The 25392-nt window shown below is 63.0% G+C and carries 33 protein-coding genes and 2 pseudogenes; 31 read left to right on the top strand and 4 right to left on the bottom strand.

From position 1 onward, the window contains the following. Positions 1-103: 103 nt before the first annotated feature. The 17 genes and pseudogenes from GOB90_RS19780 to GOB90_RS09410 all read left to right on the top strand — a co-directional run. Positions 104-283, top strand: a pseudogene (locus GOB90_RS19780) (DUF736 domain-containing protein); the annotation flags it as partial. 340 nt (positions 284-623) lie between these two features. Further along, positions 624-776: a hypothetical protein gene (locus GOB90_RS09335; protein WP_010518334.1), complete on the top strand. Its 153-nt coding sequence runs from the start codon at positions 624-626 to the stop codon at positions 774-776. 180 nt (positions 777-956) lie between these two features. Then, positions 957-1241 carry a helix-turn-helix domain-containing protein gene (locus GOB90_RS09340; protein ID WP_018308128.1) on the top strand — a complete coding sequence of 95 codons (285 nt, stop codon included), beginning with the start codon at positions 957-959 and terminating at the stop codon, positions 1239-1241. A 130-nt stretch (positions 1242-1371) separates the two neighbouring features. After that, positions 1372-1635, top strand: a complete 264-nt coding sequence (locus GOB90_RS09345; protein ID WP_010518332.1) for a DNA -binding domain-containing protein — start codon at positions 1372-1374, stop codon at positions 1633-1635. A gap of 138 nt (positions 1636-1773) precedes the next feature. Continuing rightward, positions 1774-1992, top strand: a complete 219-nt coding sequence (locus GOB90_RS09350; RefSeq protein WP_010518331.1) for a transcriptional regulator domain-containing protein — start codon at positions 1774-1776, stop codon at positions 1990-1992. 19 nt (positions 1993-2011) lie between these two features. Beyond that, the gene (locus GOB90_RS09355; protein ID WP_018308127.1) at positions 2012-2560 is read left to right on the top strand and encodes a DUF2285 domain-containing protein; all 549 of its coding nucleotides are present in this window, start codon (positions 2012-2014) and stop codon (positions 2558-2560) included. A 222-nt stretch (positions 2561-2782) separates the two neighbouring features. After that, a complete protein-coding gene (locus tag GOB90_RS09360) occupies positions 2783-3034 on the top strand; it encodes a helix-turn-helix transcriptional regulator (RefSeq protein WP_010668883.1) in 252 nt (83 codons plus the stop codon). Then, complete coding sequence (locus GOB90_RS09365) at positions 3031-4122, top strand: replication initiator protein A (RefSeq protein WP_018308126.1); 1092 nt, start codon at positions 3031-3033, stop codon at positions 4120-4122. The genes GOB90_RS09360 and GOB90_RS09365 overlap by 4 nt, the downstream gene beginning before the upstream one ends. Then, on the top strand, positions 4119-4757 hold the full coding sequence (gene parA, locus GOB90_RS09370) for a ParA family partition ATPase (protein WP_018308125.1): 639 nt from the start codon (positions 4119-4121) through the stop codon (positions 4755-4757). Before GOB90_RS09365 ends, parA begins: the two co-directional genes overlap by 4 nt. Beyond that, complete coding sequence (locus GOB90_RS09375) at positions 4754-5497, top strand: DNA-methyltransferase (protein ID WP_018308124.1); 744 nt, start codon at positions 4754-4756, stop codon at positions 5495-5497. Before parA ends, GOB90_RS09375 begins: the two co-directional genes overlap by 4 nt. Continuing rightward, on the top strand, positions 5494-5736 hold the full coding sequence (locus GOB90_RS09380) for a ribbon-helix-helix protein (protein ID WP_018308123.1): 243 nt from the start codon (positions 5494-5496) through the stop codon (positions 5734-5736). Before GOB90_RS09375 ends, GOB90_RS09380 begins: the two co-directional genes overlap by 4 nt. Further along, complete coding sequence (locus GOB90_RS09385) at positions 5733-6233, top strand: DUF2840 domain-containing protein (protein WP_146893096.1); 501 nt, start codon at positions 5733-5735, stop codon at positions 6231-6233. Before GOB90_RS09380 ends, GOB90_RS09385 begins: the two co-directional genes overlap by 4 nt. Next, positions 6230-6787, top strand: coding sequence for a S26 family signal peptidase (locus GOB90_RS09390; protein WP_010666222.1), 558 nt, complete (start codon positions 6230-6232; stop codon positions 6785-6787). Before GOB90_RS09385 ends, GOB90_RS09390 begins: the two co-directional genes overlap by 4 nt. Before the next feature lies 1 nt (position 6788). Then, positions 6789-7127: a DUF736 domain-containing protein gene (locus GOB90_RS09395; RefSeq protein ID WP_146893098.1), complete on the top strand. Its 339-nt coding sequence runs from the start codon at positions 6789-6791 to the stop codon at positions 7125-7127. 4 nt (positions 7128-7131) lie between these two features. After that, on the top strand, positions 7132-7803 hold the full coding sequence (locus GOB90_RS09400) for a lytic transglycosylase domain-containing protein (RefSeq protein WP_010666220.1): 672 nt from the start codon (positions 7132-7134) through the stop codon (positions 7801-7803). Positions 7804-8097: 294 nt separating this feature from the next. Then, positions 8098-9837: a relaxase/mobilization nuclease domain-containing protein gene (locus GOB90_RS09405; protein WP_010666219.1), complete on the top strand. Its 1740-nt coding sequence runs from the start codon at positions 8098-8100 to the stop codon at positions 9835-9837. 253 nt (positions 9838-10090) lie between these two features. Beyond that, positions 10091-10231 (top strand): hypothetical protein, encoded by a 141-nt coding sequence (locus GOB90_RS09410; RefSeq protein WP_155723214.1) that lies wholly within the window; start codon positions 10091-10093, stop codon positions 10229-10231. A gap of 71 nt (positions 10232-10302) precedes the next feature. On the opposite strand, the gene GOB90_RS19495 is transcribed toward GOB90_RS09410, so the two are convergent. Further along, positions 10303-10527, bottom strand: coding sequence for a GDCCVxC domain-containing (seleno)protein (locus GOB90_RS19495; RefSeq protein WP_146892496.1), 225 nt, complete (start codon positions 10525-10527; stop codon positions 10303-10305). Next, positions 10520-10882 (bottom strand): mercuric reductase, encoded by a 363-nt coding sequence (locus tag GOB90_RS09415; RefSeq protein ID WP_062497130.1) that lies wholly within the window; start codon positions 10880-10882, stop codon positions 10520-10522. Before GOB90_RS09415 ends, GOB90_RS19495 begins: the two co-directional genes overlap by 8 nt. A 69-nt stretch (positions 10883-10951) precedes the next feature. On the opposite strand from GOB90_RS09415, the gene GOB90_RS09420 reads away from it, so the two are divergent. After that, positions 10952-11383, top strand: coding sequence for a MerR family transcriptional regulator (locus GOB90_RS09420; protein ID WP_062497128.1), 432 nt, complete (start codon positions 10952-10954; stop codon positions 11381-11383). On the opposite strand, the gene GOB90_RS09425 is transcribed toward GOB90_RS09420, so the two are convergent. Beyond that, a complete protein-coding gene (locus GOB90_RS09425; RefSeq protein WP_062497126.1) occupies positions 11372-11554 on the bottom strand; it encodes a hypothetical protein in 183 nt (60 codons plus the stop codon). The genes GOB90_RS09420 and GOB90_RS09425 overlap by 12 nt on opposite strands. Positions 11555-11810: 256 nt before the next feature. Between GOB90_RS09425 and GOB90_RS09430 the strand changes: the two genes are divergently transcribed. The 6 genes and pseudogenes from GOB90_RS09430 to GOB90_RS09450 all read left to right on the top strand — a co-directional run bounded on the left by GOB90_RS09430 (position 11811) and on the right by GOB90_RS09450 (position 16183). Next, entirely contained in the window at positions 11811-12152 is a 342-nt protein-coding gene (locus tag GOB90_RS09430) for an ArsR/SmtB family transcription factor (RefSeq protein WP_062497124.1), read from the top strand. A gap of 8 nt (positions 12153-12160) precedes the next feature. After that, positions 12161-12499: pseudogene (locus GOB90_RS19155) on the top strand (arsenate reductase ArsC); the annotation flags it as partial. Between the two features lie 141 nt (positions 12500-12640). Further along, positions 12641-13078 carry an arsenate reductase (glutaredoxin) gene (arsC, locus tag GOB90_RS19160; protein WP_231100611.1) on the top strand — a complete coding sequence of 146 codons (438 nt, stop codon included), beginning with the start codon at positions 12641-12643 and terminating at the stop codon, positions 13076-13078. Further along, a complete protein-coding gene (locus GOB90_RS09440) occupies positions 13078-14373 on the top strand; it encodes an arsenic transporter (RefSeq protein WP_062497122.1) in 1296 nt (431 codons plus the stop codon). The genes arsC and GOB90_RS09440 overlap by 1 nt, the downstream gene beginning before the upstream one ends. 23 nt (positions 14374-14396) lie before the next feature. Then, positions 14397-15095: an arsenical resistance protein ArsH gene (gene arsH, locus GOB90_RS09445; RefSeq protein WP_062497199.1), complete on the top strand. Its 699-nt coding sequence runs from the start codon at positions 14397-14399 to the stop codon at positions 15093-15095. Between the two features lie 8 nt (positions 15096-15103). After that, positions 15104-16183: an ArsO family NAD(P)H-dependent flavin-containing monooxygenase gene (locus GOB90_RS09450; protein ID WP_062497120.1), complete on the top strand. Its 1080-nt coding sequence runs from the start codon at positions 15104-15106 to the stop codon at positions 16181-16183. A gap of 132 nt (positions 16184-16315) precedes the next feature. Here the strand turns inward: GOB90_RS09450 and GOB90_RS09455 are convergent, their stop codons facing one another. Further along, the gene (locus GOB90_RS09455; protein WP_062497118.1) at positions 16316-16732 is read right to left on the bottom strand and encodes a hypothetical protein; all 417 of its coding nucleotides are present in this window, start codon (positions 16730-16732) and stop codon (positions 16316-16318) included. Between the two features lie 1309 nt (positions 16733-18041). Between GOB90_RS09455 and GOB90_RS09460 the strand changes: the two genes are divergently transcribed. The 7 genes from GOB90_RS09460 to trbJ all read left to right on the top strand — a co-directional run bounded on the left by GOB90_RS09460 (position 18042) and on the right by trbJ (position 25391). After that, positions 18042-20033, top strand: a complete 1992-nt coding sequence (locus GOB90_RS09460) for a conjugal transfer protein TraG (RefSeq protein WP_146892499.1) — start codon at positions 18042-18044, stop codon at positions 20031-20033. A gap of 7 nt (positions 20034-20040) precedes the next feature. Next, positions 20041-20487 (top strand): hypothetical protein, encoded by a 447-nt coding sequence (locus GOB90_RS09465; RefSeq protein WP_023979799.1) that lies wholly within the window; start codon positions 20041-20043, stop codon positions 20485-20487. Positions 20488-20681: 194 nt separating this feature from the next. After that, positions 20682-21611 carry a P-type conjugative transfer ATPase TrbB gene (gene trbB / locus GOB90_RS09470; RefSeq protein ID WP_031241578.1) on the top strand — a complete coding sequence of 310 codons (930 nt, stop codon included), beginning with the start codon at positions 20682-20684 and terminating at the stop codon, positions 21609-21611. Next, positions 21608-21940 carry a TrbC/VirB2 family protein gene (locus GOB90_RS09475; RefSeq protein ID WP_035444205.1) on the top strand — a complete coding sequence of 111 codons (333 nt, stop codon included), beginning with the start codon at positions 21608-21610 and terminating at the stop codon, positions 21938-21940. The genes trbB and GOB90_RS09475 overlap by 4 nt, the downstream gene beginning before the upstream one ends. Then, the gene (locus GOB90_RS09480) at positions 21940-22215 is read left to right on the top strand and encodes a VirB3 family type IV secretion system protein (protein ID WP_110912912.1); all 276 of its coding nucleotides are present in this window, start codon (positions 21940-21942) and stop codon (positions 22213-22215) included. The genes GOB90_RS09475 and GOB90_RS09480 overlap by 1 nt, the downstream gene beginning before the upstream one ends. Positions 22216-22227: 12 nt before the next feature. Continuing rightward, the gene (gene trbE, locus GOB90_RS09485) at positions 22228-24660 is read left to right on the top strand and encodes a conjugal transfer protein TrbE (protein WP_110912913.1); all 2433 of its coding nucleotides are present in this window, start codon (positions 22228-22230) and stop codon (positions 24658-24660) included. Positions 24661-24683: 23 nt separating this feature from the next. Next, positions 24684-25391, top strand: coding sequence for a P-type conjugative transfer protein TrbJ (gene trbJ, locus GOB90_RS09490; RefSeq protein WP_077814490.1), 708 nt, complete (start codon positions 24684-24686; stop codon positions 25389-25391). Position 25392 lies beyond the last annotated feature (1 nt).

A 25392-nucleotide genomic window follows, 5' to 3' on the forward strand; every position in this document is an offset into this window, starting at 1 on the left:
CGGAGCAGAAACCAGCCCAAACCCGCAGAAAACCACCATCGAGGATCACCCGCTCCGCATAATCCCGGACTCCACATAATCAACCTTATGCGGTGCTCCGCATAAGGTGGAGATCGGAGCGGCCTGGTCCCGGCGCTCCAACGAGGGGCGCGACTATCTGAGCCTCAAGCTCGACGATCCGAGCTTCAACGCCCCGATCTTCGCCAACCTCTTCGATGACGAGGACGGCGAGGGCTACAGCCTGATCTGGTCCCGCCCCAACGGCCGCCGCAACGGCGACTGAGGTGCCAGCGATCCCCCGCCCGGCCGGTCCGGGTGGGGCCTTCGCATGACCGATCGCGAACCGGCGGGTGGGCGCACCAGTCGCGCCGCGCCCAATCTGCCAATGTGTGGGCAAGAAAGGGGAACAGGGCTTCCCTCAGCCTTCCCATTGTACCATGCCCGGCGTGAACCGCCTCAAGGACGCGCGGTCCCCCCAATTTTGCCCGGCGCACCCTACGGGCACACCAGACAAAATCGGCTCCCCCGCGCGCCGCTGGGGCGGTCGCCTGCGGCGATCCTTGACCCGATTCACGCGCGCATGAGGCGACGGCCTGTCTTCGAAAAACGAAAGGAGCAGGACGATGACCACGCTACACGACCAGATCCAGATGCTGCGCGCCGAACTGACCAGCTTTCACCTCAGCCGTCGTGAGCGGGCCAAAATCGAGCGTGAACTGAACCAGGTATGCGCGCAATTCGCAGCAAAATGCCACGACGGGGAGGCCTCCGCGTAAGCGGGGGACTTTTCGTCTGGTCGCCCGTACCGACGGCGGACCCCACTGACGGTCCTATCAGAAGCAGGACGCCGGTGTTTCCTCACTATCCAACTGAAAGAACGATATTGAATCTCCATTATACGACTATTATAGTCGTATTTCTGGTGTGCATGCCCTGCATGTCGGATGTGATCATGGATGATCACTGGCCGACAGGTAAGGGCGGCACGGGCACTCCTGAACTGGACACAGGAACGGCTCGCTGAAAAAGCCCTCGTAGCATTGACCGCGCTCAAGCGCCTTGAATCCGAGCGTGGCCTTGGTGTCCATGAGGGCACGATCGACCAGGTCCGCCGCGCGCTGGAAGCAGCGGGCATCCTGTTCATCGAGTCCGGGCAAGGGCGTGGTGTCATGTTTCTTCACGAGACTTCCGATCCACAGACGCGACAGGATGCGGGCCGTCGCAGACGCGCGCCGTCCTGATCGGCCTGGCCGCGCAGCCTTCCCACTCGGCCCCGCGTTGTTTTTTGCGTCAGCGCGGAACCGTCGAACGGTCGTCATTCCACGAATTTGTTATCGAACCGATCCAACAGCGCTATCACGAGGGATCGTCATGACCCACCCATCCTTCCAGGATCACCCGCCTCTGACGGCGCGTGTGAACGCCTATGACGAGCAGCATCTCGACCTTTATCTCCGCCTCCTGATCGCCGACGAGGAAGGTGCCGACTGGCGCGAAGTCGTTGCGGTGCTGTTCAAAATCGATCCTGTCTGTGAACCCGTGCGCGCCAGGGCTGTTTACGACAACCATCTTGCACGGGCGCGCTGGATGACCAAAGCCGGCTACCGGCATTTGCTGGAGCCGCGCCTGCAATAGCCGGGCTTCGCCGGCCCACGCGCTGGTCCCCCACGGCACTCTCCCCAATAGAAAATCAGGGTCTATGCGCTCGCGGTTCCGATCCGGCTAATTGAGGCTGCCCCCTTGCCGTATGAGGGGCCAGACAGGGAGGTCACCATGCCGACATCCTTCTGGCGTTCACAGGAAATACGCGACCGTATCAGCACTCTGGACCGTTCCGGTTTCGCCGTCGAGTTCCTGCGCCGCAACGCGACGTACCGTCGCGAGTATGCCCGCCTGCAACGACGCATCGCCCGCCGGGCAACGGACGCCGCCGCAGAGCGCGCGGCGTTCGCCGAACGCTGGGGGTTGGGCTTTTGTCCATGCTCCCGATGAACCCGCCCGCCGCGGCCGCATGGTCTGGAGGCCCGAGGTCTCCCCGGCCACGCTGATTCTCACGCCGGCACCCTCGGGTTTCGCGACGGTGACCCCGATCGAACCCGCCATGCTGGGGAATATCCTGGCCCGTCACGACGATGCGGATGGCGGGTGGCTTACGATCGGCGACGCGGTTGGCGATCTCTTTCTTCGGCTTCTGGACCCTTCGGCCTTGCAACGCCCCGCCGTGCTGCTGCCGCTGGACGCTGCCGGCGAGCTTCGTCTCGACGTGGCGTTGCGCTTTTTCCGGCATCTGCGTGGCAGCCGCGTTGCCCTGCTTCCACGCGCGCTCCAGCTCACGCCGCTCCAGCGTGCGCGGCAGATTCAGCTTCTGATCGCCTTCGACATTCAGGAAATTGGTGGCGGCCCACGTGAGGTCGCCATAGCCGCCGGCCGTTCATGGCAGGCGATTTTACCTTCCATCGAGTGGAAGAACACTGCGGCGCGGCGCTTTGCGGATCGCCTGATTCAGGACGCAGAGAACCGGGTAAACGGCGGTTACCTGGATTTCTTACACGGCAAATAGCATCAGCCGTTTTTCGCTCTCCTGCGCTGTTTCCCTCCATTTTTTCGACGGTGGCCTGCGCCCGGCTGCGCACGGTAACTCTTGCGCGCGTCATGGTCCGCCGAAGGTGGACACTGAGTCTGAAAAATCTTCGTCCACCCCCAACGCCTGCTTTCTTCGCCACCGTCATCCCGATCCGCCGCGACTTCGCCGCGACGCTTCAAAACCGGACGGAGGCATATCATGCTCAACAGACCCACGCCCTCACCGGCGCGCTATCTGCGCACCCATGAGGCTGCGCAAATTCTCGGACTTTCGCCGCGCACACTGGAAAAATATCGCTGCCACGGTACAGGACCGACGTTCCGCAAGCTTGGTGGTCGCGTCGTCTATCTGATCGATGACCTCGACGTATGGGCAGCCGCCGGTGCGTGCAAATCCACCTCCGACCCGAATTATGACGCGGCGCGTGCCGCCGGGCATGACCCACGATGAATGCCGCGCCGGGTATTCCGCGTTCCAGGCGCGCAAGCGAACGCAACAGGCTCGACCCGTTCGTGGTCTCCGGCGGGGATGCCAGCCCGCGCGATCAGCGCGACCTGATGGAGCGACCGTTCTTCTCGCTCGCGAAGACAAAGCGCACGGTGCCGATCTTCTATGAAGCCGGTGACGTCCGTGTCGAAGTCTTCGGCATGCCCGACCATGGCATGGCGACGATCTGGGACGCCGATGTGCTGATCTGGGCCGCCAGCCAGATCGTCGAGGCGGAAAATCTTGGTCTTACGACATCGCGCTTCCTGCGCTTCACGCCCTATCAGCTTCTGAGCAGTATCGGGCGTCAGACGGGAGCGCGGGATTATGGGCTACTCAAGGCGGCACTGACCCGGCTCCAGTCCACCGTGGTCGCCACTACGATCCGCAACGGCCAGAACTGGCGCCGTCAGCAGTTCTCCTGGATCACCGAATGGGAGATCTGTGCCAGCCAGACGGGCCGCGCCGCTGGTGTCGAGATCGTCATTCCCGAATGGTTCTATCGCGGCGTGATCGACCGCTCGCTCGTGCTTGCCATCGACCCGGCCTATTTCCGCCTCACCGGCGGCATCGAACGCTGGCTCTATCGCATCGCCCGCAAGCATGCTGGCCGCCAGCGTGCGGGCTGGACCTTCGAGATCGCCCATCTGCATGCGAAATCCGGCAGCCTGGTGCGTGTCTCGGATTTCGCCATCCAGATCCGGCATATCGCCGCCCGCCAGTCGTTGCCCGGCTATCGCCTGGGCATCGAGCGCGACGGCGCGCGCGAATTGCTCCGCATCCTGCCGGCCGACTTATCCACAATTCCTGTGGATAACCATGTGAATGGTATCGGGATTTCACACGCAACCCTTATCGGGACATCACACGCAGGACTATCGGGACTTCGCACGCACGAATCGCAGCTAAGTCTTTGGCCTGAAACGGCGATTCCGGCCCTTAACTTATCTAACTTAGAATCTAACTCTTATGTTGATGGGGCGGGCCGCCTTGCGGATAACGGCCCTGGTCCCTCCGTTTCCGGCCCAAAAGCACGCGGAGACGGGCCATGATCGTGGCCCTCCTCAACCAGAAGGGCGGCGTCGGCAAGACGACGCTGGCGCTGCATCTCGCGGGCCAATGGGCTCGGGAAGGCCGGCGCGTGACGGTCATCGATGCCGACCCGCAGGGCTCGGCGCTGGACTGGTCGGCGCAGCGCGCACGGGAGGGACTGCCCCGCCTGTTCGGCGTGATCGGCCTGGCGCGCGACACGCTGCATCACGAGGCGCCGGAACTGGCTCAGGGGGTGGATCACGTCGTCATCGACGGTCCGCCTCGGGTGGCGGCGCTGCTGCGCTCCGCCCTGCTGGCGGCCGATCTGGTGCTGATCCCGGTGCAGCCTTCGCCGTTCGACGGCTGGGCCTCGGCCGAAATGCTGCGGCTGCTGGCGGAAGCGCGGCTCTTCCGTCCCGGTCTGCTGGCCCGTTTCGTGCTGAACCGCTGCGCCGCGCGCACGGTGATCGCCCGCGAAACCCGGCTGGCGCTGGTGGGGCATGAGCCGGCGGCGCTGGCAGCGCGGATCGGCCAGCGGGTCGCGTTCGCCGACATGGCGCGCACCGGCCGCCTGGTCTGCGACTTGCGCCCGCAGGGGATTGCCGCCCGCGAAATCGCCGCACTGACAGCCGAGATTGGGGGGCTGGTGTCATGACCCTGCTGACCGGCGACAGCGCGCTCCTGATGCCCTGGCACGGCCCCTACGACATGATCCTGGTCGATCCCCCCTATGGCGATACGTCGCTCGCATGGGACCGGCGCATAGCGGATTGGCCCGGCAAGGCGCTCGCTGCCCTGAAACCCAGCGGCTCGCTCTGGGTTTTCGGCTCCCTGCGGAGTTTCCTTGCATCCAACGCGGCATTTCGGAATGCGGGCTGGAAATATGCCCAGGAACTGGTCTGGGAGAAGCAGAACGGTTCCAGCTTCCATGCCGATCGGTTCCGGCGCGTGCATGAACTGATCGTCCAGTTCTATCGCGACGATACGCCCTGGCGCGCCGTCTACAACGTGGTTCCGACCACGTCCGACGCACGGGCACGCACGGTACGACGGAAACACCGGCCGCCCCACATGGGTCGGATCGATGCCGGTCGTTACGTCAGCGAGGACGGTGGCCCGCGCCTGATGCGCTCCGTGATTCCGGTCCGTAATACGCATGGCCGGGCCATCCACCCGACCGAGAAGCCGGTGGCGTTGCTGGAGATCCTGATCCGCACGAGCTGCCCACCGGGTGGCCTGGTGGGCGACTGGTTCGCCGGCTCGGGGGCTGCTGGCGTCGCCTGTCGGCTCGCCGGTCGGCGCTATGTCGGCTGCGAGATCGATCCTGTCATGGCGCAGAAAGCGCGCGACCGTATCGCGTCCGTGCTGCCGCTCGGCGAGGGAATATCGCCATGACAGAGCGTCGCACGCTACCCGGCTTCGCGTCGCGCCCCGCCGACCCGGAACGCTGGGTCAAGGCGCCGGACAAGCCTGCGGCTGCCAACCACTTCACCGCCCGGCTGACCATCGACGTCACGCCGGCGCTGCGCGCCCGCATCAAGGTCGCGGCGTTCCAGCGCGGCATGACCGTCGCCGACATGCTGCGCGCGCTGCTCGCCCGTGAGTTCCCTGACAATCCCGGAGACGTGCCATGAACGGACGATTTTCTACGCCGCCGCATCGCCGCGCGGCGTCGCTGACCCATGTCGAACTGACCTGGATCGAGAAGCGTATCGAGCACTGGTTGCGCTTCGGCCACCGCGTTGACGAACAGATCCTTGATGGTCGCCGCCGCATTTCCAGTTTCGCGCCGGGCAGCATCTTCGCCTTCGTTCGCTGGGCGTCGAACGATCTGGGAGCCACGGTCTCCCGCGTGGACATCGTACGGGCGGTGGAGGCAGGAAGCCCGTTCCAGACCCTCCCGTTTGTGCGTCCCGGTGGCGAAATCCTGCTGCGTGTCGATAGCTGGCCGAGGGTCGAGCGCGTACTCCGGGCGATCGACGTTATTGACGCGCTGGGCATCGACCCGGCGGATGCCGCACCCGAATACTGGCGGCATCTCCACCATCGCATCAGTGCCGGACATGAGCCCCGCAGCTACACGCGTGAGCAGCAGTCAGCATGGCTCAAGCGACGGCAGGTGACGTCATGACCCGGCGTGGCTGGTTCTTCGCCACCTATTTCGCGGTGCTCGGCGTGGGCATTTCACTGGCCGTGCATCCTATGCCCCGGCTGATCTGGAATGAGACGGCGAGCGTGCCAATCGGACTTTATCGGCTGCACACGGACCTTTCGCCGCATGTCGGCGATCTGGTCGCTGTCCGTCTGCCCGAGCGCGCGGCGACGCTGCTGGCGACGCGCGGCTACCTCCCTCTCGGTGTGCCCCTGCTCAAACCTGTAGCGGCCATCGCAGGGCAGTCCGTTTGCCGTACCGGACAACGCATCACCATCGACGGAAAATTCGCTGGCGACGCGCAATCCGTCGATCACCGTGGCCGCCCGCTGCCCGTCTGGCAGGGCTGCCAACACCTCGATCCCGGCCAGGTCTTCGTCATGAACCCGGCCGAACCACGCAGTCTCGACGGTCGATATTTCGGCGTGCTGTCCCTCTCCACCGTCATCGGCCGTGCCACCCCGGTCTGGCGTCCATCCGGGAGCGGCCAGGCCGTCGCCTCATCCTCCAATCCATCCTCGAAAGGACAATAAGATGGCACAGATCGGTCTTTTCACCCGCACCAAAACCGGCTTTGCCGGGCGCATCCGCACCCTCACCGTGACGCAGGATCTTACCCTCATTCCGGCCGATTTTTCTGATGCCGAACATGCTCCGGATTATCGCGTCCATCTCACCGACGCGGACGGCCCGGAGGTCGGCGCAGGCTGGAAACGCACCGGCGAGAGGGCTGGTGAATACATCGCCGTAGCCCTCGACGATCCCGCCTTCACGCAGCCGATCCGGGCCAATCTCTTCCGCACCGCCGACGACCGCGCGGTCTGGGTGCTGAACTGGACGCGCCCGTCAAAGCGCGCCGAACGGGGAGATTGAGACGATGCGACGCGCCTTCTTCCTCGCTGTCGGCATCACCGCGATCGGCGTATTGGCTGCTGCCGACCAGACACGGGCTGCGTCGGTTTCGACACTCGCCGGCACCGATCCTTTTGCTGCCCAGATCGCTGAGGCAGTCCGCCGTTTCGACGTTCCGACCGCCTGGATAAGGGCGGTGATGCGTGCTGAGAGCGGCGGCGACACCAGCGCGATTTCGTCAAAAGGCGCGGTCGGACTCATGCAGATCATGCCCACGACCTGGGCCAACCTGCGTGTCCGTTACGGGCTGGGAAGTGATCCATTCGATGTGCATGACAACATTCTCGCGGGTGCTGCGTACCTGCGCGAGATGCACGATCGCTACGGCTCACCGGGATTTCTCGCAGCCTATAATGCCGGACCGGGACGCTACGAGGACTTCCGCGATCGGCATCGCCCGTTGCCGCCCGAAACACTCGCCTATGTCGCCGGTCTTCTGCCTCTTCTCGGCCAGAACGGTGACACAATACCGCTTCTGGCGGTGCATCCCGATCCCCTGGCATGGAGGCGCGCGCCGATCTTTATCGCACTCGCGAACGATGCGTCTGCCAACATCACCGCACGCGATCTGTCGCCTATTGCACCGCACTCCGCTGGCCTGTTCGTGACGGTTTCTGACAGGGAGCCGGCACCATGACCATGCCGAATCCGCCTCTGCTTACCGCCCATTCGCAGCCGGTCGCAGGTCAGCGCATCATCGTGGTCTGGCGTGGTCCAGCGTTTCTCATGAGGGATCGTAGCAGGGATCAGGGGGCGCACTGGGTCTGGGCAAAGAAGAGGCGAGATAAAAGGGCGCACATTGCGCCTCGGTTGGGGTGTTGGTTTTCCAGCGTTTTTACCTTTCCTACACAATGTTTCTCTCTCTCCTCCAATGTTTTCCGACCCTACTTTTCCTTGTTGCACCGGCCTTTTTCGCACATTCGGGGCGCCAATGGCCCGCGAGAATGATTTCCAGCCCCGTCTGGGCCGCATCCGCTCGCCGCGCGCCCAGCGGCTCAAGCCCTTCGTCGCCCAGGCCCTCGCCTCGGCCCAGCGTGCCGGAGGCGGTGGGTTCCGATCGGGCCGCAGCGGCGGCGGTTCCCGCTCGTCCTTCGGGCGTGGCCGCGTCGCAGCAGCCAGGGCCAATCGTCTGCTGACCAGCCGTGCCCGCCGCGTGACCGTCAAGGCCCGTGTCGTGCGCCACAGCGGGCGCAAGGCGCCACTCGCCGCCCATCTGCGTTACCTGCGCCGGGAAGGGGTCACGAAGGACGGCGAAAAGGCGCGGCTCTTCGGTCCTGGCATCGACGATGCTGACCCGAAGGCGTTCGCCGAGCGCTGCGAGGACGACCGTCACCATTTCCGTTTCATCGTCTCACCCGAGGACGCGCCCGACATGGCCGACCTCAAGGGCTATGCCCGCGAGCTGGTCGGGCAGATGGAGAAAGACCTCGGCACAAAACTGGACTGGGTGGGGGTGGACCACTGGAACACCCAGCACCCCCATGTCCATATCCTCGTGCGCGGCGTGGCCGAAGATGGCAGCGATCTCGTGATCTCCCGCGATTACATCCGCGAGGGCCTGCGCGCCCGCGCCCAGGATCTGGTGACGCAGGAACTCGGGCCGCGCAATGACGTCGAAATTCACCGCGCACTCGAACGCCAGGTCGATGCCGAGCACTGGACCCAGCTTGACCGGCAACTTGCCCGCGACGCGGGCCGCAACGGCATCATCGACATGGCGCCAGCGCCGGATCGGCAGCCTGATCCGTTCGAGGCCCTGAAGGTCGGGCGCCTGCGCAGCCTGGAAGGGCTTGGCCTCGCCCATCAGGTCGGTCAGGGACAATGGATGCTGGATGAATCCGCCGAGGTGACGCTCCGCGAACTCGGGGAGCGCGGCGACATCATCAAGCGTATCCACCGCTCCCTGACCGAGCGCGGCATCGAGCGGAGCGCGTCGAGCTATGTGCTGGGGGGTGAAAGCCTTGATGTTCCCGTCATCGGCAGGCTGGTCGATCGCGGGCTGGACGATGAACTGAAAGGCACTGCCTACGCCGTCATCGACGGGGTGGATGGCCGCACGCATCATATCCGCTTTCCCGATCTCGATGCGACCGGTGATGGCAGCATGGGATCGGTTGTGGAGCTTCGCGCCTTCGATGACAGGAAAGGGCAGCGTCGCGTTGCTCTGGCTGTTCGTTCTGACCTGTCGATTGAGGATCAGGTGACGGCGCGAGGGGCCACCTGGCTCGACCGGCAAGCAGTGGCGCGCGATCCCGCGGCGCTAGGCCAGAGTGGCTTCGGTGCCGAAGTGCGCGAGGCGATGGAGCGGCGGACCGAGCAACTGATTGAGCAGGGTCTTGCCGAACGTCGGACGCAGGGGGTGGTCCTTGCGCGCAACCTGATCGGGAAACTCAGGGACCGCGAGGTCCGGGAAGTCGGAGAGCAGCTCGCCGGCGAGACAGGCCGGGCGTTCAGCCAGTCGGCCTCGGGTGAGTATGTCACCGGCACGTATCGTCAACGCATGACGTTGGCCTCCGGCCGCTATGCGATGATCGATGATGGGCTCCAGTTCCAGCTTGTACCATGGACTCCGTCGCTGGAGAAGCAGCGGGGCCAGCACGTCTCCGGCGTCGCACGCGACGATGGCGGGATCGACTGGAGCTTCACCCGGAACCGGGGGCTCGGACTGTAGTCGTCGTAGCGATAAGGACAGTTAAATTCCCCTGGATTGAAGATAGACGCGCCGAGGGACAGGAAGTTGCTGGCGACATATCCTGACAGTCCAGTCCCAAACGGCGGTCGGAAGAAAAAATCATCGCTGCCACCGGCCCTGCCCAAAAAGCCCCATGAACCTCCCGCGAGGCGGGGGTGGGCGACGAGAGCGAGCCGAGAGGCCCGCAGAAGCGGCGGGCTGCACCCGCAGGGGCGAAATGGAATGGAGCAGCGTGACGAAGCCGGGCTTGCAGCGCGCTGTGGCGGGCCACTTCCCCGATCAGGGTCGCCAGACAACCGTCGAGCACGCCACGCTCGATCCAGCGATAATAACTCCGCTTGGGCATCGCGACCGCGATGATGGTGCTGGCTGACGTTGTTGTGGCCCAGGATCAAGCTGATTGCGGTTGAGGTGCTACGCCGCTGATTTGCGGTGGCTTGCCAATCAACGGCAGCAGCTATCCTTGCCGTCGGCCTGGACCGGCGGACACGACACGGTTCCATAGGAACAAAATACGCAGCAATCGCCCGGCTTGGGCTTGAGCACCATACCGCAACCCTTGCAGTAGTAGAAGAACTGGCACGCATTGGTCGGCATGGTCTCGGTCGCCTGATGCCCACAATGTGGACAGGTGAGCGTGGAGCGCAGTTCGATCGCGGCGTCAGGCATAACGGTAGCCAAGATAGAGCAGCACGACGCCGACCAGCAGGCCAGCAAAGGTGAATATCCGGACCGCCGGCGGCGTGCAGACACCGTCCGGTCCGCAACGCGATGCCGCAACCTGCTGCCGCCCGAGCAAGACCGCACCGAACAGGAGGAACAGCGCGCCGACGATCAGAAGCGGCGTGCGGAAGGGCGCAGTTGCGACCGCGATGCCGGAAAGCCAGGCGACGCCGAGTCCGGCTGACGTGAGCAGGATCGGGAGCGCGCAACACGAGGCGACGGCGAATGCCGCCGCAATCCCGCCGAGTGTGAGGGAGGCGGCACCGATACCCTTGGGGCGGGGTTGAAGAGGTTGCGACATACGAATCCTTGTGCGTGACCGAACCGAGCGATACCATCTGTAGCAACTACAGACTCAAGCGGAATCTTCATGCCGGCTTCAGAAACGATACCGATCGGCGAACTCTCACGCCAAACCGGCTGCAACATCGAGACGATCCGCTATTATGAGCGGATCGGCGTGCTTCCTGTCCCGATCCGACGCGGGCGTTATCGCCATTACGGTGCAGGCGACGTGCGCCGTCTGAGCTTCGTTCGCCGAGCCCGTGAACTCGGCTTCTCGATCGAGGCGATCCGGACGTTTTTGACGCTGGCTGAGGGTGGCGCGCAGTCGTGCCAGCAAGCGCACGATCTGGCAAAGGACCATCTGGCAGAAGTGCGCTCGAAGCTTGCCGACCTCGAACGGATGGCGAGCGTGCTGACGAGGGCGGTGCAGGCCTGCGAACGCGGCGACAATAGCGGCTGCCCGCTGCTCGAAACCCTCGCCGAGGTGACCCCGTCAGCCGCACCCTCAGACGGCTGAACGCACCTCATACCAGAGTCGCGTGCGCTTCACGAGTCCAACGACCGAAAGCATAACCGGGACCTCGACGAGCACACCCACGACGATCGCGAGCGCAGCGCCCGAGCCCAGGCCGAACAGGCTGATCGCGGCAGCGACGGCCAGCCCGAAAACGTTGGACGCACCGATCAACGCGGCGGGTGCAGCGACGCACCCGATCGGCGATCATGGCAGGCAAAGGCCCAAGCTTGACGGCGGCATCGTCGAGCGTCCGTGTGATGCGCGGTCCCGCCGGCCCGCCATCAGTGGAATAGAGAATGATGAATGGCCGATGTCGGGAAAGCAGCCAGTCGGAAATCGGCAATGACGCTGAGCAATCCGGCGACAGGAACGGTCCATCGGGCGAAAGGGGTTTGACAATATTCCATATATCCGTGAGTAAGGATATATGGATACCGAATCGAGCCTATCAGCCCTGAGCGCACTGTCGCAATCCACGCGACTGGAAATCTTCCGCCTGCTGGTGCGCCACGAACCGGACGGGCTGCCGGCCGGAGACGTCGCGCGGCATCTCAATGTCCCGCAGAACACGATCTCGGCCCATCTCGCCACCCTGACGCGGGCTGGCCTGCTGACCTCGCAGCGCCATAGCCGTGTGATTGTCTATCGTGCCTGCCTGCCGCGCCTGCGGGAACTGATGCTGTTTCTCGTCAAGGACTGCTGCGGGCGAAGCCCCGAACTCTGTGAGCCACTGGTTGCAGAACTGTCCTCCTGCTGCCCATCCGAGTGAGCCCCCCAATGACCGATCGCGTCTTCAATGTCTTGTTTCTGTGTACGGGTAATTCCGCACGTTCAATCTTGGCCGAGAGCATCCTGCGCAAGGATGGTGCCGGCCATTTCAGAGTCTTCTCCGCCGGAAGCCATCCCAAGGGGCAGGTCAATCCTCTCGCCTTGAAAGTACTGACGAGCTTCGACTACCCGACCGAGGGGCTGCGTTCCAAGCCCTGGGATGAGTTCGCTGTTGCGAACGCTCCCGTTATGGATTTCGTTTTTACCGTCTGCGATGACGCCGCAGGAGAAGTCTGTCCGGTATGGCCAGGAAAACCCATCACGGCCCATTGGGGCATTCCCGATCCGAGTAGTGTTTCGGGAACCGATGCCGACCGGGAACGCGCGTTCGTCTCGGCGTTCAAGGGTCTGAAGAATCGTATTTCCCTGCTTGTCGCGTTGCCGATCGCCAAGCTTGAGACTGCCAGTCTGGTGACGAAATTGCGCGACATTGGCACCGAGACAACCGGCGTTACGATCTATCACAACCCGGATTGCGGCACATCGCGCAATACACTTGCCCTGATCCGCAATGCGGGGATCGAGCCGACCATCATCGAATACCTCAAAACTCCGCCATCGCGCGCCGAACTGGTCAGTCTCATCACGCGCATGGGAATCTCGGTTCGCGATCTCCTGCGGCGCAAGGGCACGCCCTATGATGCGCTTGGCCTCGACAATCCATCCCTGACCGATGACGACCTGATCGACGCCATGATGGCGCATCCAATCCTGATGAACCGGCCGATCGTCGTCACCCCGCTCGGTGTTGCGCTCTGCCGTCCGTCCGAGGCGGTACTGGACATCCTGCCCAACCCGCAGCGAGGCGCTTTCGTCAAAGAGGACGGCGAGAAGATCGTCGATGAATCCGGAAAGCGGATCTCCTGATGCTGGCTCTTCTGCTTTTCGTTGCCACGCTGGTTTTTGTCATCTGGCAGCCTCGGGGGCTGGGCATCGGCTGGAGCGCCATGACAGGTGCCGCCGTGGCCCTGGCGGCTGGCGTGATCCACTGGCACGACATTCCTGTCGTCTGGCACATCGTCTGGGACGCGACCTTCACCTTTATCGCGCTGATCGTCATCTCGCTGTTGCTGGATGAGGCCGGGTTCTTCCATTGGGCCGCCCTGCACGTCGTGCGCTGGGGCAAGGGGCGAGGCCGGACGCTATTCCCGCTGATCGTGGTGCTGGGAGCGGCCATTGCGGCTGTGTTCGCCAATGACGGCGCGGCCTTGCTGCTCACGCCCATTGTCATCGCCATCCTCACGCAGCTTCGCCTCAGTCCTGCTGCGGCGCTGGCCTTTATTATCGCCACTGGCTTCGTCGCGGATACCACCAGCCTGCCGCTTGTCATCTCCAACCTGGTGAACATCGTCAGCGCCAATTTCTTTGGCATTGCGTTCGATCGCTATGCCGCGATCATGGTCCCTGTCGATCTGGTGGCGCTGGGCGCGACGCTGGCGGTGCTTTGGCTGCGGTACCGGCGGCAGGTACCGGCGACTTATCCCGTGGCCGAACTCCCCGCCCCGGCCACGGCGATCCGGGATCATGCCGTGTTCCGCGCCGCGTTCCCATTGCTGGCGCTGGTCCTGGCCGCGTATTTCCTGACCGCCCCGTTCCATATCCCAGTCTGCATCGTGGCAGGTCTTGCGGCTGGGGCTCTCCTGATCGTCGCCGGGCGGGGACACGTCATTCCGGTCCGTACAGTGCTGCGCGGCGCGCCGTGGCAGATCGTGATCTTCTCGCTGGGCATGTATCTGGTGGTGTATGGCCTGCGCAATGCCGGGCTGACTGACTATCTCGCGACCGCGCTGGTCTGGCTCGGCCATCAGGGAACATTCACGGCCACGATCGGCACCGGCTTTCTGGCGGCCCTTCTCTCGTCGGTCATGAACAACATGCCGAGCGTGCTGGTGGGGGCGCTGGCGATCCAGCAGGCTCACGACATCACACCGCTGACTCGCGACCTGATGGTCTATGCCAATGTCATCGGCTGTGACCTCGGCCCCAAATTCACCCCGATCGGCAGTCTCGCCACGTTGCTATGGCTGCATGTGCTGGCATCCAAGAAGCATCGGGTCACATGGGGGCAGTATATGAAAGTCGGACTGGCGATCACCCCGCCTGTCCTGCTGGTCACGCTCGCGGCGTTGGCCCTGTGGCTGCCCTGGATCAGCCACCTGTAATGCACGAATGGACCGATATCACAATGACTGAACCTGACTTGCCGGCCCTCCACCCCGAATATCTTGAACGGGTCGATCTCGCGCGGCTGGAACCGCAACCGCGTGTGGACCATCCGCCGCGTATCCTTCTGCTCTTCGGCTCTTTGCGTCCCCGATCCTTCAGCCGGTTGCTGGTGCTTGAGGCAGAACGCATCCTGAAGGTGCTGGGGGCCGAGACACGGGTGTTCGACCCGACCGGCCTGCCGGTAGCGGATTCCGTGCCTGCGACCCATCCGAAAGTGCAGGAACTGCGGGACCTCTCAATCTGGTCGGAAGGCCAGGTCTGGTGCAGCCCTGAACGGCACGGCAACATGACGGCAGTATTCAAAAACCAGATCGACTGGTTGCCCCTCACCGAAGGCTCGATCCGCCCGACGCAGGGCCGCACGCTGGCGGTCATGCAGGTCTCGGGCGGATCGCAGAGCTTCAATTCCGTCAATGCCCTGCGGGTGCTGGGCCGGTGGATGCGGATGTTTACCATCCCCAACCAGTCCAGCGTGCCAATGGCCTATACGCAGTTCGGTGACGATGACCGGATGAAGCCGTCCCCCCTCTATGACCGGATGGTGGATGTCATGGAAGAGTTGGTGAAGTTCACATGGCTTTTGCGCGACCGGGCCGACTACCTCGTGGATCGCTACAGTGAACGCAAGGCGGAATTTCGTCTCCCGGAAAGTCTGTGAGCCGGGCAATGGCGGAACCGTTCGATGTCGTGATCGTGGGCGGCGGTCAGGCAGCGCTCGCCGCGTCCTATTTCCTGCGCCGGACCGGGCTGACCTACGTCATTCTGGACAACGGGACGCAGGCGGGAGGGGCATGGGTCCACGGCTGGGACTCCCTGCATCTGTTTTCACCCGCGTCCTACAGTTCACTGCCCGGCTGGCCGATGCCCGACACGCCCGATGGCAGCTACCCCACCCGCGACGAGGTGCTGGACTATCTGTACCGGTATGAGGCGCGCTATGCGCCGCCGATCCACCGCCCCGTATCGGTCGATCGCGTGGAGCGCGCGGAAGGAAAACTCCTGAATGTCCGGACGAACACAGGTGATTTCCTCAGCCGTGCGGTTATCGGGGCGACCGGTACGTGGTCAGCCCCTTTCATTCCCGATGTCGCGGGGCATGACCTCTTTGGCGGGACGCAACTCCATTCCAGCCATTACCGGAATGCCGCGCCCTTTGCTGGCCGGCGTGTGCTTGTGGTGGGAGGCGGCAATTCCGGGGCGCAGATCCTGGCGGAGATGTCGCTTGTCGCCCAGGCAACATGGGTCACGCTGCATGACCCCGTCTTCTTGCCCGATGACGTGGATGGACGGGTTCTGTTCGAGCGGGCGACCGCTCGCGTTCTCGGCGGCCCGTCGGCCATGCCTGCCGGCGGTTTTGGCGATATCGTCATGGTACCACCTGTGCGCGCCGCCATGGAGCGAGGCGTGCTCCACGCGGTGCGCCCGTTTGTACGTATGACCGCAACGGGCGTCGTCTGGCCCGACGGGCGGGAAGAAGCCATCGACGCGATCATCTGGTGTACCGGCTTCCGACCCGCGCTCTCCGCATTTGCGCCGCTCGACGTGATCGAGCCGGACGGGCTGATTCGCGTTAACGGACAGCAGGCCGTCAGGGAGCCACGTCTCTGGCTGCTGGGTTATGGATCCTGGTGCGGCCCCGCATGCGCCACCCTGCTGGGGGCAGGCCGCGTCGCACGATCTATGGTCAGGCAACTGGCGGCCTGGCTTGCGTCGCCGACACAGGATGTCCGATTAACGAAGAACTGAATGGATATTCCGGCGGCCGGGGCGCGACTACGACCGTCCGTTTGCCGCGCGCAGCGGCCAGCATAGAACTTGCTATCAACCACGAACTTTAGGCACTTCACACGATCCGATATCCCTGCGGATAAAGAAATCTCACGCGACGACTGTCGTTTTATTCTGATTGTTCGTATCGTACTCTGCGAGAGTGCTGCGCAATGCCTTGAGGGACGCAACCGTATCTTTCACATCGCCGATGCCGTTCGTTTCCTGATAGTTGATCATTGTATCAAGCAAGGAATAGGCATTGAGATTGCCGGTGGATGACTGGCGAAGCTGGCCGCCATTGACGCCTTGGAGTGCCCATCCGTCCAGTAGTGAGAGTTCACCGCTTTGACGGAGAGTAATTTTCCCCTGATCATAAAGTTCTGCATTCACGTCTTGCAGGTTCGATGCGGAAATGTTGCTGAAGTCAAGGGACGAAGATTGCAGAATTCCTGTCTTTTCTGTTGCGGCTCCTGATGAGGATTGTGTCGCATTGCCGATAATCGAAGATATGCCGCTGATGCGCATTTTCAGTCCTTTCCCATGGAGAGACAGAGGCCGAAGACCTCACCTGCATGATGTCCGATGTTCTCTTCTGTCTATGTCATTTCACCGTTGTCGCCAACCATGGCGTTTGAATCCCACACTAACCTTCCTGTGCGGTAGATGTCGGTCCGTCAGGATCCGGCCGATCATCAGTAATTTCAAAATCTGTACACGCGTTCGATCCATGAAGAAGACATAGAAGTGCATCAGGAACGGCCTCATTGATAATGCTGCCAAACCGCGCGCGAAGATGCTGTTTTATCCAGAATTTGACTATCTGATCCTCAGAATCGATGTCCATCTCCGAATACTTTCTATGACCGTTCAGTGAATTAAGTCACGGTCCTGCGGCCCCAACGTCGTGAGGTGATCCACGATATTTCGTACATTCATCCAGAATTGCGCGCTGTCTCTATGACCCGCCTCAACACATCGCAACACATGCGCATGAGCTTTGTTCCACGCTCCACTCCATCCGAAGGAACGGATCAAGGCGTCTGCCATGTCTGACGCACAACACGCATTGGAAATTTCGTCATCTTTTTCTATCGCCAATCCGCTCTCCGCCTCGCACGACATGACGACGACGGAAGCGAATTGAGGGCGTGACTCCCCGTTACCCGCCTGGCGTCGGGCGGGTCGAAAGGTGTTTTGCACTGGGCGTAGCCACCTCCTGCCTATTCCCCTGCTGAGAACAGCCAAGGCTGTTCACCGCAGGACCATAGGTCCGGGTGTTCTATTCGGCAGGCCACCCGACATAGGAGGCCGCCCAGTTGCAAAAAGCGTTTCGACACGCCGATTTCAGAATAACACATGGGATATCCCCGTGTCACCCTCCGTAAGCACACGTGCGCACAGCACCTTCGCGATGTATATCCGTCAATTCAACAAGAATTTTGGAAACCAACAGAGTATTGGTTAATGAAGTCGCAGCATTTCAGGCGCCGGCCAACACGGCCTTCACAAGGCACAGCACTCTGTTATTCTTTCCCAGAGAAATGAAAAGTCTCTTTGTGCAATAATACTATGATTTTTCACATATTTTCCATCCGAAGGCAGGCTGCGCTGCCGATCGTCCATTCCTCATTGTCATTGCCGTCACCGTGCTTTTGAAGCTCAGCCCTATGTCCGAATCGCCTGCTACCGGTGTGTCCCAGGATCGGCTGGGCGGACCTTGTCCGCACAGCGCAAGTATTTTTTCGCTCTGGTTTGCCCGGCTGCGAACAACGCTTAAAAGCACTTGAACGCAGGAATCCGCCGTTCCTTCCTCCTCTAAAAGGGAGGGCTCCCGATGTCGGGCACCAAGATTCTTTGGGGGCAGATCATCGTCGTCTTGGCGATCATCCTGCTGACCATGTGGGCTGCGACCGAATGGATCGCTTGGAAGCTGGCCTTCCAGGCCGAACTCGGGCGACCCTGGTTCATAATCCTGCGGTTTCCATTCTACTTGCCGCCCGCGTTCTTCTGGTGGTGGTATGCGTATGACGCCTATGCGCCGGAGGTCTTCGCACGGGGTGCCTATATCGCCGCGTCGGGCGGCATCCTGGCTGCGCTTACTGCGATCGGCCTCTCGGTCTGGCGGGCGCGCGAGGCGAAGCGGATCGAGACATATGGCTCGGCCCGTTGGGCTGACGCCAAGGAGATCGCCCAGGCCGGTTTGCTTGACCCCGACGGCGTGGTACTAGGCCGCTATCGTCGAGAGTACCTGCGGCATGACGGGCCAGAGCACGTCCTGACCTTTGCACCAACGCGCAGCGGCAAGGGTGTCGGCATGGTCATCCCCACGCTCCTGACCTGGCCCGGTTCGGCCATCGTCCACGACATCAAGGGTGAGAACTGGGAACTGACGGCGGGATTCCGCGCCCGTTTCGGCCACGTCGTGCTGTTCGATCCAACCAATGCAGCCTCCGCGGCCTACAACCCGTTGCTGGAGATCCGGCGTGGGGAGTGGGAAGTCCGTGATGCCCAGAACGTCGCCGATATCCTCGTCGACCCGGAGGGCAGCCTGGAGAAGCGCAACCATTGGGAGAAGACTTCGCACTCCCTGCTGGTCGGCGCCATCCTGCACGTCCTCTACGCCGAGCCCGACAAGACCCTGGCCGGTGTCGCCAATTTCCTGTCGGACCCGAAGCGCCCCATCGCCACCACGCTGTCAGCGATGATGCGGACGAAGCATCTCGGTGACGCCGGTCCGCATCCCGTCGTGGCCTCGGCCGCGCGCGAGTTGCTGAACAAATCCCCCAACGAGCGCTCGGGTGTGCTGTCCACCGCCATGTCCTTCCTCGGCCTCTATCGCGATCCAGTGGTCGCGGAAGTGACGCGGCGCTGCGAATGGCGCATCGCCGACATTGTCGGCGCCGATCGCCCGGTGACGCTCTACCTGACCGTGCCGCCGTCGGACATCAGCCGCACCAAGCCACTGATCCGTCTGGTGCTGAACCAGATCGGCCGGCGCCTGACGGAAGACCTTGATGCCGCGGCGCGGCGGCGACGTGTGCTGCTGATGCTCGACGAATTCCCGGCCCTCGGGCGGCTGGATTTCTTTGAATCGGCGCTGGCCTTCATGGCGGGCTACCGGATCAAGAGCTTCCTGATCGCCCAGTCCCTCAACCAGATCGAGCGGGCCTACGGGCCGAACAATTCGATCCTCGACAACTGTCATGTCCGGGTGAGCTTCGCCACCAACGACGAACGGACGGCAAAACGTGTCTCCGACGCGCTCGGGACCGCCACCGAGATGAAGGCGATGAAGAACTACGCGGGCCACCGTCTTTCGCCCTGGCTGGGCCATCTGATGGTTTCGCGCTCGGAGACGGCACGCCCGCTGCTGACGGCGGGAGAAGTCATGCAGCTCCCGCCAGCGGATGAGATCGTCATGGCCTCCGGCCTCTATCCGATCCGTGCGAAGAAGGCCCGTTACTTCGAGGATGCGCGCTTCCAGGAACGCATTCTGCCGCCGCCAAAGCCTACGCCCCCGAAGGATGGGTGCCCGGACGACTGGAGTAGCCGTCCCCTGCCGCCCAGGCCGCCGGCACCCGATGCGGCGGCCGAAACGCGGACAGGGGACGATGAGGAAGAAGACCCGAAGCAGTCCGCCCGACGCCATCAGCCCGAACTGGACGAAGGCACTGTCGAGAAAAAGGAGCCGATGGAGAACGAGTTCACGCCCGATCCGGTCGATGAGTTCGACGACATCGCGCCCCGCAACAACCGGATGAACGATCTCAGGCGCGGCATCGCCCGGCAGGCGTCGCTCGACCGTGGCGATGAGCTTGGACTGTGAGGCAGACATGGCGATACCGAAAAAGAAGGCCCAGATCTCCGTCTATCTCGATCCCGATGTGATGAAGACCCTGTCTGCCTATGCCGCGCGACGCGCGCAGCCGATGTCGCTGATCGTCGAGGCCGCCGTTGCTTCCTTCCTCTCGCCCGACGGGGAAGAGCGCCGCGAGGCTGCTACATCGAAGCGCCTCGACCGGCAGGACCGACGTCTCGCGCGGCTGGAGCGCGATATCGGCATCACGGTGGAGACACTAGCGCTGTTCATCCGTTTCTGGCTGACCACGACCCCGCCGCTGCCCGAACCGGCCGCGAAGGCGGCGCGCGCGCAGGCCGGGGTGCGCTACGATAATTTTGTCGCCGCCCTCGGCCGTAGGCTGGCCCAGGGGCCAAGACTCCAGCAGGAAATCCCGGAGGATGTTTTGGACCCCGGCGCACGGGATGAACCGGAGGCGTAAAATCCGCACCCCGCAAGTATTTTTGCCCTGTGTTTCGCCGCCGTTCTACGACCTCTGAATTCTTGTTGAAACGCGCTGTTTCCAGCCTTTCTTAATGATCCCCGTCGCTGTTCGTCCGTCGCGTGCGGCCCATACGGGGGAAGGTCATGTCGGTTTCCGTCATCCATGAAGGGGCCAGAGTGCGCGGCGTGTCCATGCTGCGCACAGCGATGGGGCCGGCGATTGCCCGGCACCTTGCCGATCCCTCTGTGGTCGAGGTCATGCTTAATCCCGATGGGCGGCTGTGGATCGATCGGCTGTCAGAGGGCATGGCCAACACGGGCGAAACCATCACACCTGCCGACGCCGAGCGCATCGTGCGTCTGGTTGCACACCACGTCGGGGCTGAGGTGCATGAGGGTGCGCCCCGTGTCTCGGCCGAGTTGCCAACCGGCGAACGGTTCGAGGGATTGCTGCCGCCCGTGGTGACGGCCCCCAGTTTCGCGATCCGCAAGCCCGCCGTCGCGGTGTTCACCCTCGATGACTATGTCGCCGCCGGGATCATGACAGAAGGGCTGGCGGTGTCTCTGCGCCGCGCTGTTTCGGAACGGAAGAACATCCTGGTCGCAGGCGGCACATCCACGGGCAAGACCACGCTGGTCAACGCCCTGCTGGCCGAGGTCGCGAAAACCGGCGATCGCGTCGTCCTGATCGAGGACACGCGCGAGTTGCAATGCATGGCGCCCAATCTCATTGCCCTGCGGACCCGCGAAGGGGTCATCACGCTGTCGGATCTCGTCCGGTCCGGTCTGCGCCTGCGTCCCGACCGTATTCCCATCGGTGAGGTGCGTGGTGCCGAAGCCCTTGATCTGGTCAAGGCATGGGGCACCGGCCATCCGGGCGGCATCGGTACGCTGCATGCGGGATCAGTGCTCGCCGCTCTCTACCGTCTCGAACAACTGATCCAGGAAGCGGTGGTAACGGTGCCACGCGCCATGATCGCGGACACCATCGACGTGATCGCTGTCCTGTCCGGGCGAGGCAATGCCCGCCGGCTCTCCGAACTCGCCACCGTGGACGGGCTCGATCCCGCCACCGGCGCCTATCGCATTCATCCCTTCCAGAATTCGGGAGATTCCCAATGACCCATGCCATAATCCGCGTGCGTCGGCACGCGCCCGCCATTTCCGCCATGTTGCTGCTTTCGGTCGCATGGTGTTCCTCGGCCCTGGCGTCCGGGTCGGACATGCCGTGGGAAACGCCCCTGAACGAGATCCTGCAATCCGTGCAGGGACCGGTCGCCAAGATTATCTCGGTGATCATCATCACGGTCACGGGTCTGACCCTGGCGTTCGGGGAAACATCGGGTGGGTTCCGCCGCCTGATCCAGATCGTCTTCGGCCTGTCGATCGCTTTTGCGGCGTCCAGCTTCTTCCTGTCGTTCTTCTCCTTCTCGGGCGGGGCGCTGATCTGATGGCGGGATACGACGATGACGCGGTGCCGGGCTTTCATGTCCCGGTGCATCGCTCCCTGACCGACCCGATCCTGTTGGGTGGCGCTCCCCGTGCCGTGGCCATCGCCAATGGCACGCTGGCGGCGGCCATAACACTCGGCCTGCGTCTCTGGCTGATCGGGGCCGCCTTCTGGATCGTCGGCCACGGGCTGGCGCTCTGGGGCGCGAAACGCGATCCGCTGTTCATCGAGGTCGGGCGGCGGCATCTCCGCTATCCCGCCTGGCTGCGGGCATAGGGGAGATCGGCCATGATGTCCCTTGGCGAGTACCGTAATCGCAGTGCCCTTCTATCTGATTTCCTGCCCTGGGCCGCGCTGGTCGAAAAGGGTGTGGTCCTGAACAAGGACGGCAGTTTCCAGCGCACGGCGCGCATCCGTGGCCCCGATATGGACAGCGCCACGCCCGCCGAACTGGTCGGTGTCACCGCACGGCTCAACAGTAATCTCCGCCGTCTGGGCTCCGGATGGGCGGTGTTCGTCGAGGCGCAGCGCGTCCCGGCCACACTCTATCCCGAGAGCGATTTTCCGGATGCCGCCTCGCACATGGTCGATCTGGAACGGCGTGAGCAGTTCGAGGATGAGGGCGCACATTTCGTGAGCCGGTATTTTCTGACCCTTGTCTGGCTGCCACCGGCGGAATCATCTGATCGCGCTGCCCGGTTCCTGTTCGAGGGCAGGGAGCGCGAAGGGCCGGACCCACACGGCATGCTCCATGCGTTCGTGGATCGCTCCGACCGGATGCTGGCGTTGCTGGACGGTTTCATGCCCGAGGCCACCTGGCTCAATGACGGTGAGACGCTGACCTATTTACATTCGACCATTTCGACGCGGAACCAGCGTGTCCGGGTGCCGGAAATCCCTATGCATCTTGACGCGCTGCTGGTCGATCAGCCGCTTTCGGGCGGGTTGGAGCCAAAACTCGGCGATGCCTTCCTGAAAACGCTGACGATCACCGGTTTCCCGTCGCGGACCTTTCCCGGAATCCTGGATGACCTGAACCGGCTGGCGATGCCCTATCGCTGGTCCACCCGCGCGATCCTGCTGGACAAGACGGATGCGACGAAAGTGCTGATAAAAATCCGTCGCCAGTGGTTCGCAAAGCGCAAGAGCATTACGGCGATTGTTCGGGAGGTGATGACCAACGAGGCGTCGGTTCTGGTGGATAACGACGCCGCCAACAAGGCGGCGGATGCGGACCTTGCCTTGCAGTCCCTCGGTGCTGATGACGTCGGGCAGGCCTACATCACCGCCACGGTAACGGTCTGGGATGGTTCCGCTTCCATCGCTACAGAAAAACTCCGTTTGGTCGAAAAGATCATCCAGGGCCGCGACTTCACTTGCATGGCGGAAAGCCTCAACGCCGTGGAGGCATGGCTCGGCTCTCTTCCCGGCCATATCTATGCCAATGTGCGCCAGCCACCCGTCTCGACGTTGAACCTGGCGCATATGATTCCGCTGTCAGCGGTGTGGGCTGGACCGGAGCGCGACACCCACTTCAACGCCCCGCCTCTTTTCTACGGCAGGACGGCGGGCGCTACACCGTTTCGTTTCTCGCTCCATGTCGGCGATGTCGGCCACACGCTGATCGCAGGACCGACAGGAGCTGGCAAATCTGTCCTGCTAGCGCTGATGGCGCTCCAGTTCCGGCGTTATGCGGGATCGCAGATTTTTGCCTTCGATTTCGGCGGGTCCATGCGTGCGGCGACGATGGCGATGGACGGGGACTGGCACGATCTTGGAGGCGGGCTGACGGACGAGGGCGATGGGCATTCCGCCGTTTCCCTTCAGCCGCTGGCACAGATTGACGATCCCGACGAGCGCAAATGGGCCAGTGAATGGCTGGGGCAGATCCTTGTCGGTGAAGGGGTAACGCTGACCCCCGAGGTGAAGTCTCACCTCTGGTCGGCGCTGAATTCCCTGGCATCGTCGCCTGTGCCGGAACGTACATTGTCCGGGCTGGTAGCACTGCTTCAATCCAACGCTTTGAAGCAGGCTCTGGCCCCATACTGCCTCGGTGGTCCTTATGGCCGCCTGCTCGATGCAGACGCCGAACGTCTGGGTGACGCCGATGTCGTGGTGTTCGAGACCGAAGGGCTGATCGGCTCCAGCGCGGCATCATTCGTTCTGTCGTACCTGTTCCACCGCATCGAAGGGCGACTGGACGGGAGGCCGACGCTGCTGGTCATCGACGAAGGCTGGCTGGTGCTGGATGACGGGGACTTTGCCGGCCAGCTCCGAGAGTGGCTAAAGACGCTGCGCAAGAAGAACGCATCGGTGATTTTCGCCACCCAGTCGCTGTCCGATATCGCCAATTCCCGCATTGCGCCTGCCGTGGTGGAAAGCTGCCCGACCCGGATCTTCCTGCCCAACGAACGGGCGATCGAGCCACAGATCGCGGCCATCTATCGCGACTTCGGGCTGAATGACCGGCAGATCGCCATCATCGCCCGCGCGGCATCCAAGCGGGAATATTACTGCCAGACCCAGCGGGGGAACCGGCTGTTCGAACTGGGGCTCGGCCCTGTCGCCCTGGCGCTGTGCGCGGCCTCCGGCAAGGACGACCACAGGCTGATCGATCGGGTGCTGGCGGAGCACGGGCGGGTTGGGTTCCTGCCCGCCTGGTTCGAGGCGCGTGATGTCATGTGGGCGGCTGATCTTCTGCGGGAAGGGGAGGTGCCGTGAGATATCGTCTGATTCCTGCCGTTATGGTCGTTGCTTTTACGGTTTCTGCTTCTCAATCCGCCCATGCCCAATGGGCGGTGTATGATGGCGCGAACCATGTCGAGAACGTGCTGATCGCGGCGCGCACGCTCCAGCAGATCGACAACCAGATCACGTCACTGGCCAATCAGGCGCAGATGCTGGTCAATCAGGGTCGCAATCTGGCGAGCCTCCCGCTTTCGACACTGTCGACGCTGCAATCGACGATTTCCCAGACGACGGCGTTGCTCGCGCAGGCGCAGAATATCGCATACAGCGTCCAGTCCGTTGAGCAGCAGTACCAGCAGTCATACACATCGTTATCGTCAGGCATGTCAGACAGCGCCCTGTTCAGTCAGGCGCAGACGCGGTGGCAGAATTCCGTGGGTGGGTTCGAGGATGCCCTGAAGCTTCAGGCGCGGGTGGTAGGAAATATCCCGAGCGACAGCTCGGCCATGACGCAACTGGTCTCGGCGAGCCAGAGTTCGGCCGGGGCGCTACAGGCCGCACAGGCGGGAAACCAGCTTCTCGCGCTTCAGTCTCGCCAGCTTTCCGACATCCAGGCCGAACTCGCGGCTAATGGCCGGGCCGCGGACCTCGAACGGGCGCGACAGGCGGCGAACGAGGCCGGTGCGGAAGCCCAATATCAGCATTTCTCGCAGTATGACGCCTATGTTCCCCAGGCCGTCGCCATCCCAAGTTCTGGATATTGAG

Source organism: Acetobacter oeni, assembly GCF_011516825.1.
Taxonomy (GTDB): domain Bacteria; phylum Pseudomonadota; class Alphaproteobacteria; order Acetobacterales; family Acetobacteraceae; genus Acetobacter; species Acetobacter oeni.

Bases quoted from the DNA above. Each gene is read 5' to 3' on its own strand.
- GOB90_RS09335 (WP_010518334.1), top strand. From the start codon at position 624: ATGACCACGCTACACGACCAGATCCAGATGCTGCGCGCCGAACTGACC.
- GOB90_RS09340 (WP_018308128.1), top strand. From the start codon at position 957: ATGATCACTGGCCGACAGGTAAGGGCGGCACGGGCACTCCTGAACTGG.
- GOB90_RS09345 (WP_010518332.1), top strand. From the start codon at position 1,372: ATGACCCACCCATCCTTCCAGGATCACCCGCCTCTGACGGCGCGTGTG.
- GOB90_RS09350 (WP_010518331.1), top strand. From the start codon at position 1,774: ATGCCGACATCCTTCTGGCGTTCACAGGAAATACGCGACCGTATCAGC.
- GOB90_RS09355 (WP_018308127.1), top strand. From the start codon at position 2,012: ATGGTCTGGAGGCCCGAGGTCTCCCCGGCCACGCTGATTCTCACGCCG.
- GOB90_RS09360 (WP_010668883.1), top strand. From the start codon at position 2,783: ATGCTCAACAGACCCACGCCCTCACCGGCGCGCTATCTGCGCACCCAT.
- GOB90_RS09365 (WP_018308126.1), top strand. From the start codon at position 3,031: ATGAATGCCGCGCCGGGTATTCCGCGTTCCAGGCGCGCAAGCGAACGC.
- parA (WP_018308125.1), top strand. From the start codon at position 4,119: ATGATCGTGGCCCTCCTCAACCAGAAGGGCGGCGTCGGCAAGACGACG.
- GOB90_RS09375 (WP_018308124.1), top strand. From the start codon at position 4,754: ATGACCCTGCTGACCGGCGACAGCGCGCTCCTGATGCCCTGGCACGGC.
- GOB90_RS09380 (WP_018308123.1), top strand. From the start codon at position 5,494: ATGACAGAGCGTCGCACGCTACCCGGCTTCGCGTCGCGCCCCGCCGAC.
- GOB90_RS09385 (WP_146893096.1), top strand. From the start codon at position 5,733: ATGAACGGACGATTTTCTACGCCGCCGCATCGCCGCGCGGCGTCGCTG.
- GOB90_RS09390 (WP_010666222.1), top strand. From the start codon at position 6,230: ATGACCCGGCGTGGCTGGTTCTTCGCCACCTATTTCGCGGTGCTCGGC.
- GOB90_RS09395 (WP_146893098.1), top strand. From the start codon at position 6,789: ATGGCACAGATCGGTCTTTTCACCCGCACCAAAACCGGCTTTGCCGGG.
- GOB90_RS09400 (WP_010666220.1), top strand. From the start codon at position 7,132: ATGCGACGCGCCTTCTTCCTCGCTGTCGGCATCACCGCGATCGGCGTA.
- GOB90_RS09405 (WP_010666219.1), top strand. From the start codon at position 8,098: ATGGCCCGCGAGAATGATTTCCAGCCCCGTCTGGGCCGCATCCGCTCG.
- GOB90_RS19495 (WP_146892496.1), bottom strand. From the start codon at position 10,527: ATGCCTGACGCCGCGATCGAACTGCGCTCCACGCTCACCTGTCCACAT.
- GOB90_RS09415 (WP_062497130.1), bottom strand. From the start codon at position 10,882: ATGTCGCAACCTCTTCAACCCCGCCCCAAGGGTATCGGTGCCGCCTCC.
- GOB90_RS09420 (WP_062497128.1), top strand. From the start codon at position 10,952: ATGCCGGCTTCAGAAACGATACCGATCGGCGAACTCTCACGCCAAACC.
- GOB90_RS09430 (WP_062497124.1), top strand. From the start codon at position 11,811: ATGGATACCGAATCGAGCCTATCAGCCCTGAGCGCACTGTCGCAATCC.
- GOB90_RS09440 (WP_062497122.1), top strand. From the start codon at position 13,078: ATGCTGGCTCTTCTGCTTTTCGTTGCCACGCTGGTTTTTGTCATCTGG.
- arsH (WP_062497199.1), top strand. From the start codon at position 14,397: ATGACTGAACCTGACTTGCCGGCCCTCCACCCCGAATATCTTGAACGG.
- GOB90_RS09450 (WP_062497120.1), top strand. From the start codon at position 15,104: ATGGCGGAACCGTTCGATGTCGTGATCGTGGGCGGCGGTCAGGCAGCG.
- GOB90_RS09455 (WP_062497118.1), bottom strand. From the start codon at position 16,732: ATGCGCATCAGCGGCATATCTTCGATTATCGGCAATGCGACACAATCC.
- GOB90_RS09460 (WP_146892499.1), top strand. From the start codon at position 18,042: ATGTCGGGCACCAAGATTCTTTGGGGGCAGATCATCGTCGTCTTGGCG.
- GOB90_RS09465 (WP_023979799.1), top strand. From the start codon at position 20,041: ATGGCGATACCGAAAAAGAAGGCCCAGATCTCCGTCTATCTCGATCCC.
- trbB (WP_031241578.1), top strand. From the start codon at position 20,682: ATGCTGCGCACAGCGATGGGGCCGGCGATTGCCCGGCACCTTGCCGAT.
- GOB90_RS09475 (WP_035444205.1), top strand. From the start codon at position 21,608: ATGACCCATGCCATAATCCGCGTGCGTCGGCACGCGCCCGCCATTTCC.
- GOB90_RS09480 (WP_110912912.1), top strand. From the start codon at position 21,940: ATGGCGGGATACGACGATGACGCGGTGCCGGGCTTTCATGTCCCGGTG.
- trbE (WP_110912913.1), top strand. From the start codon at position 22,228: ATGATGTCCCTTGGCGAGTACCGTAATCGCAGTGCCCTTCTATCTGAT.
- trbJ (WP_077814490.1), top strand. From the start codon at position 24,684: ATGGTCGTTGCTTTTACGGTTTCTGCTTCTCAATCCGCCCATGCCCAA.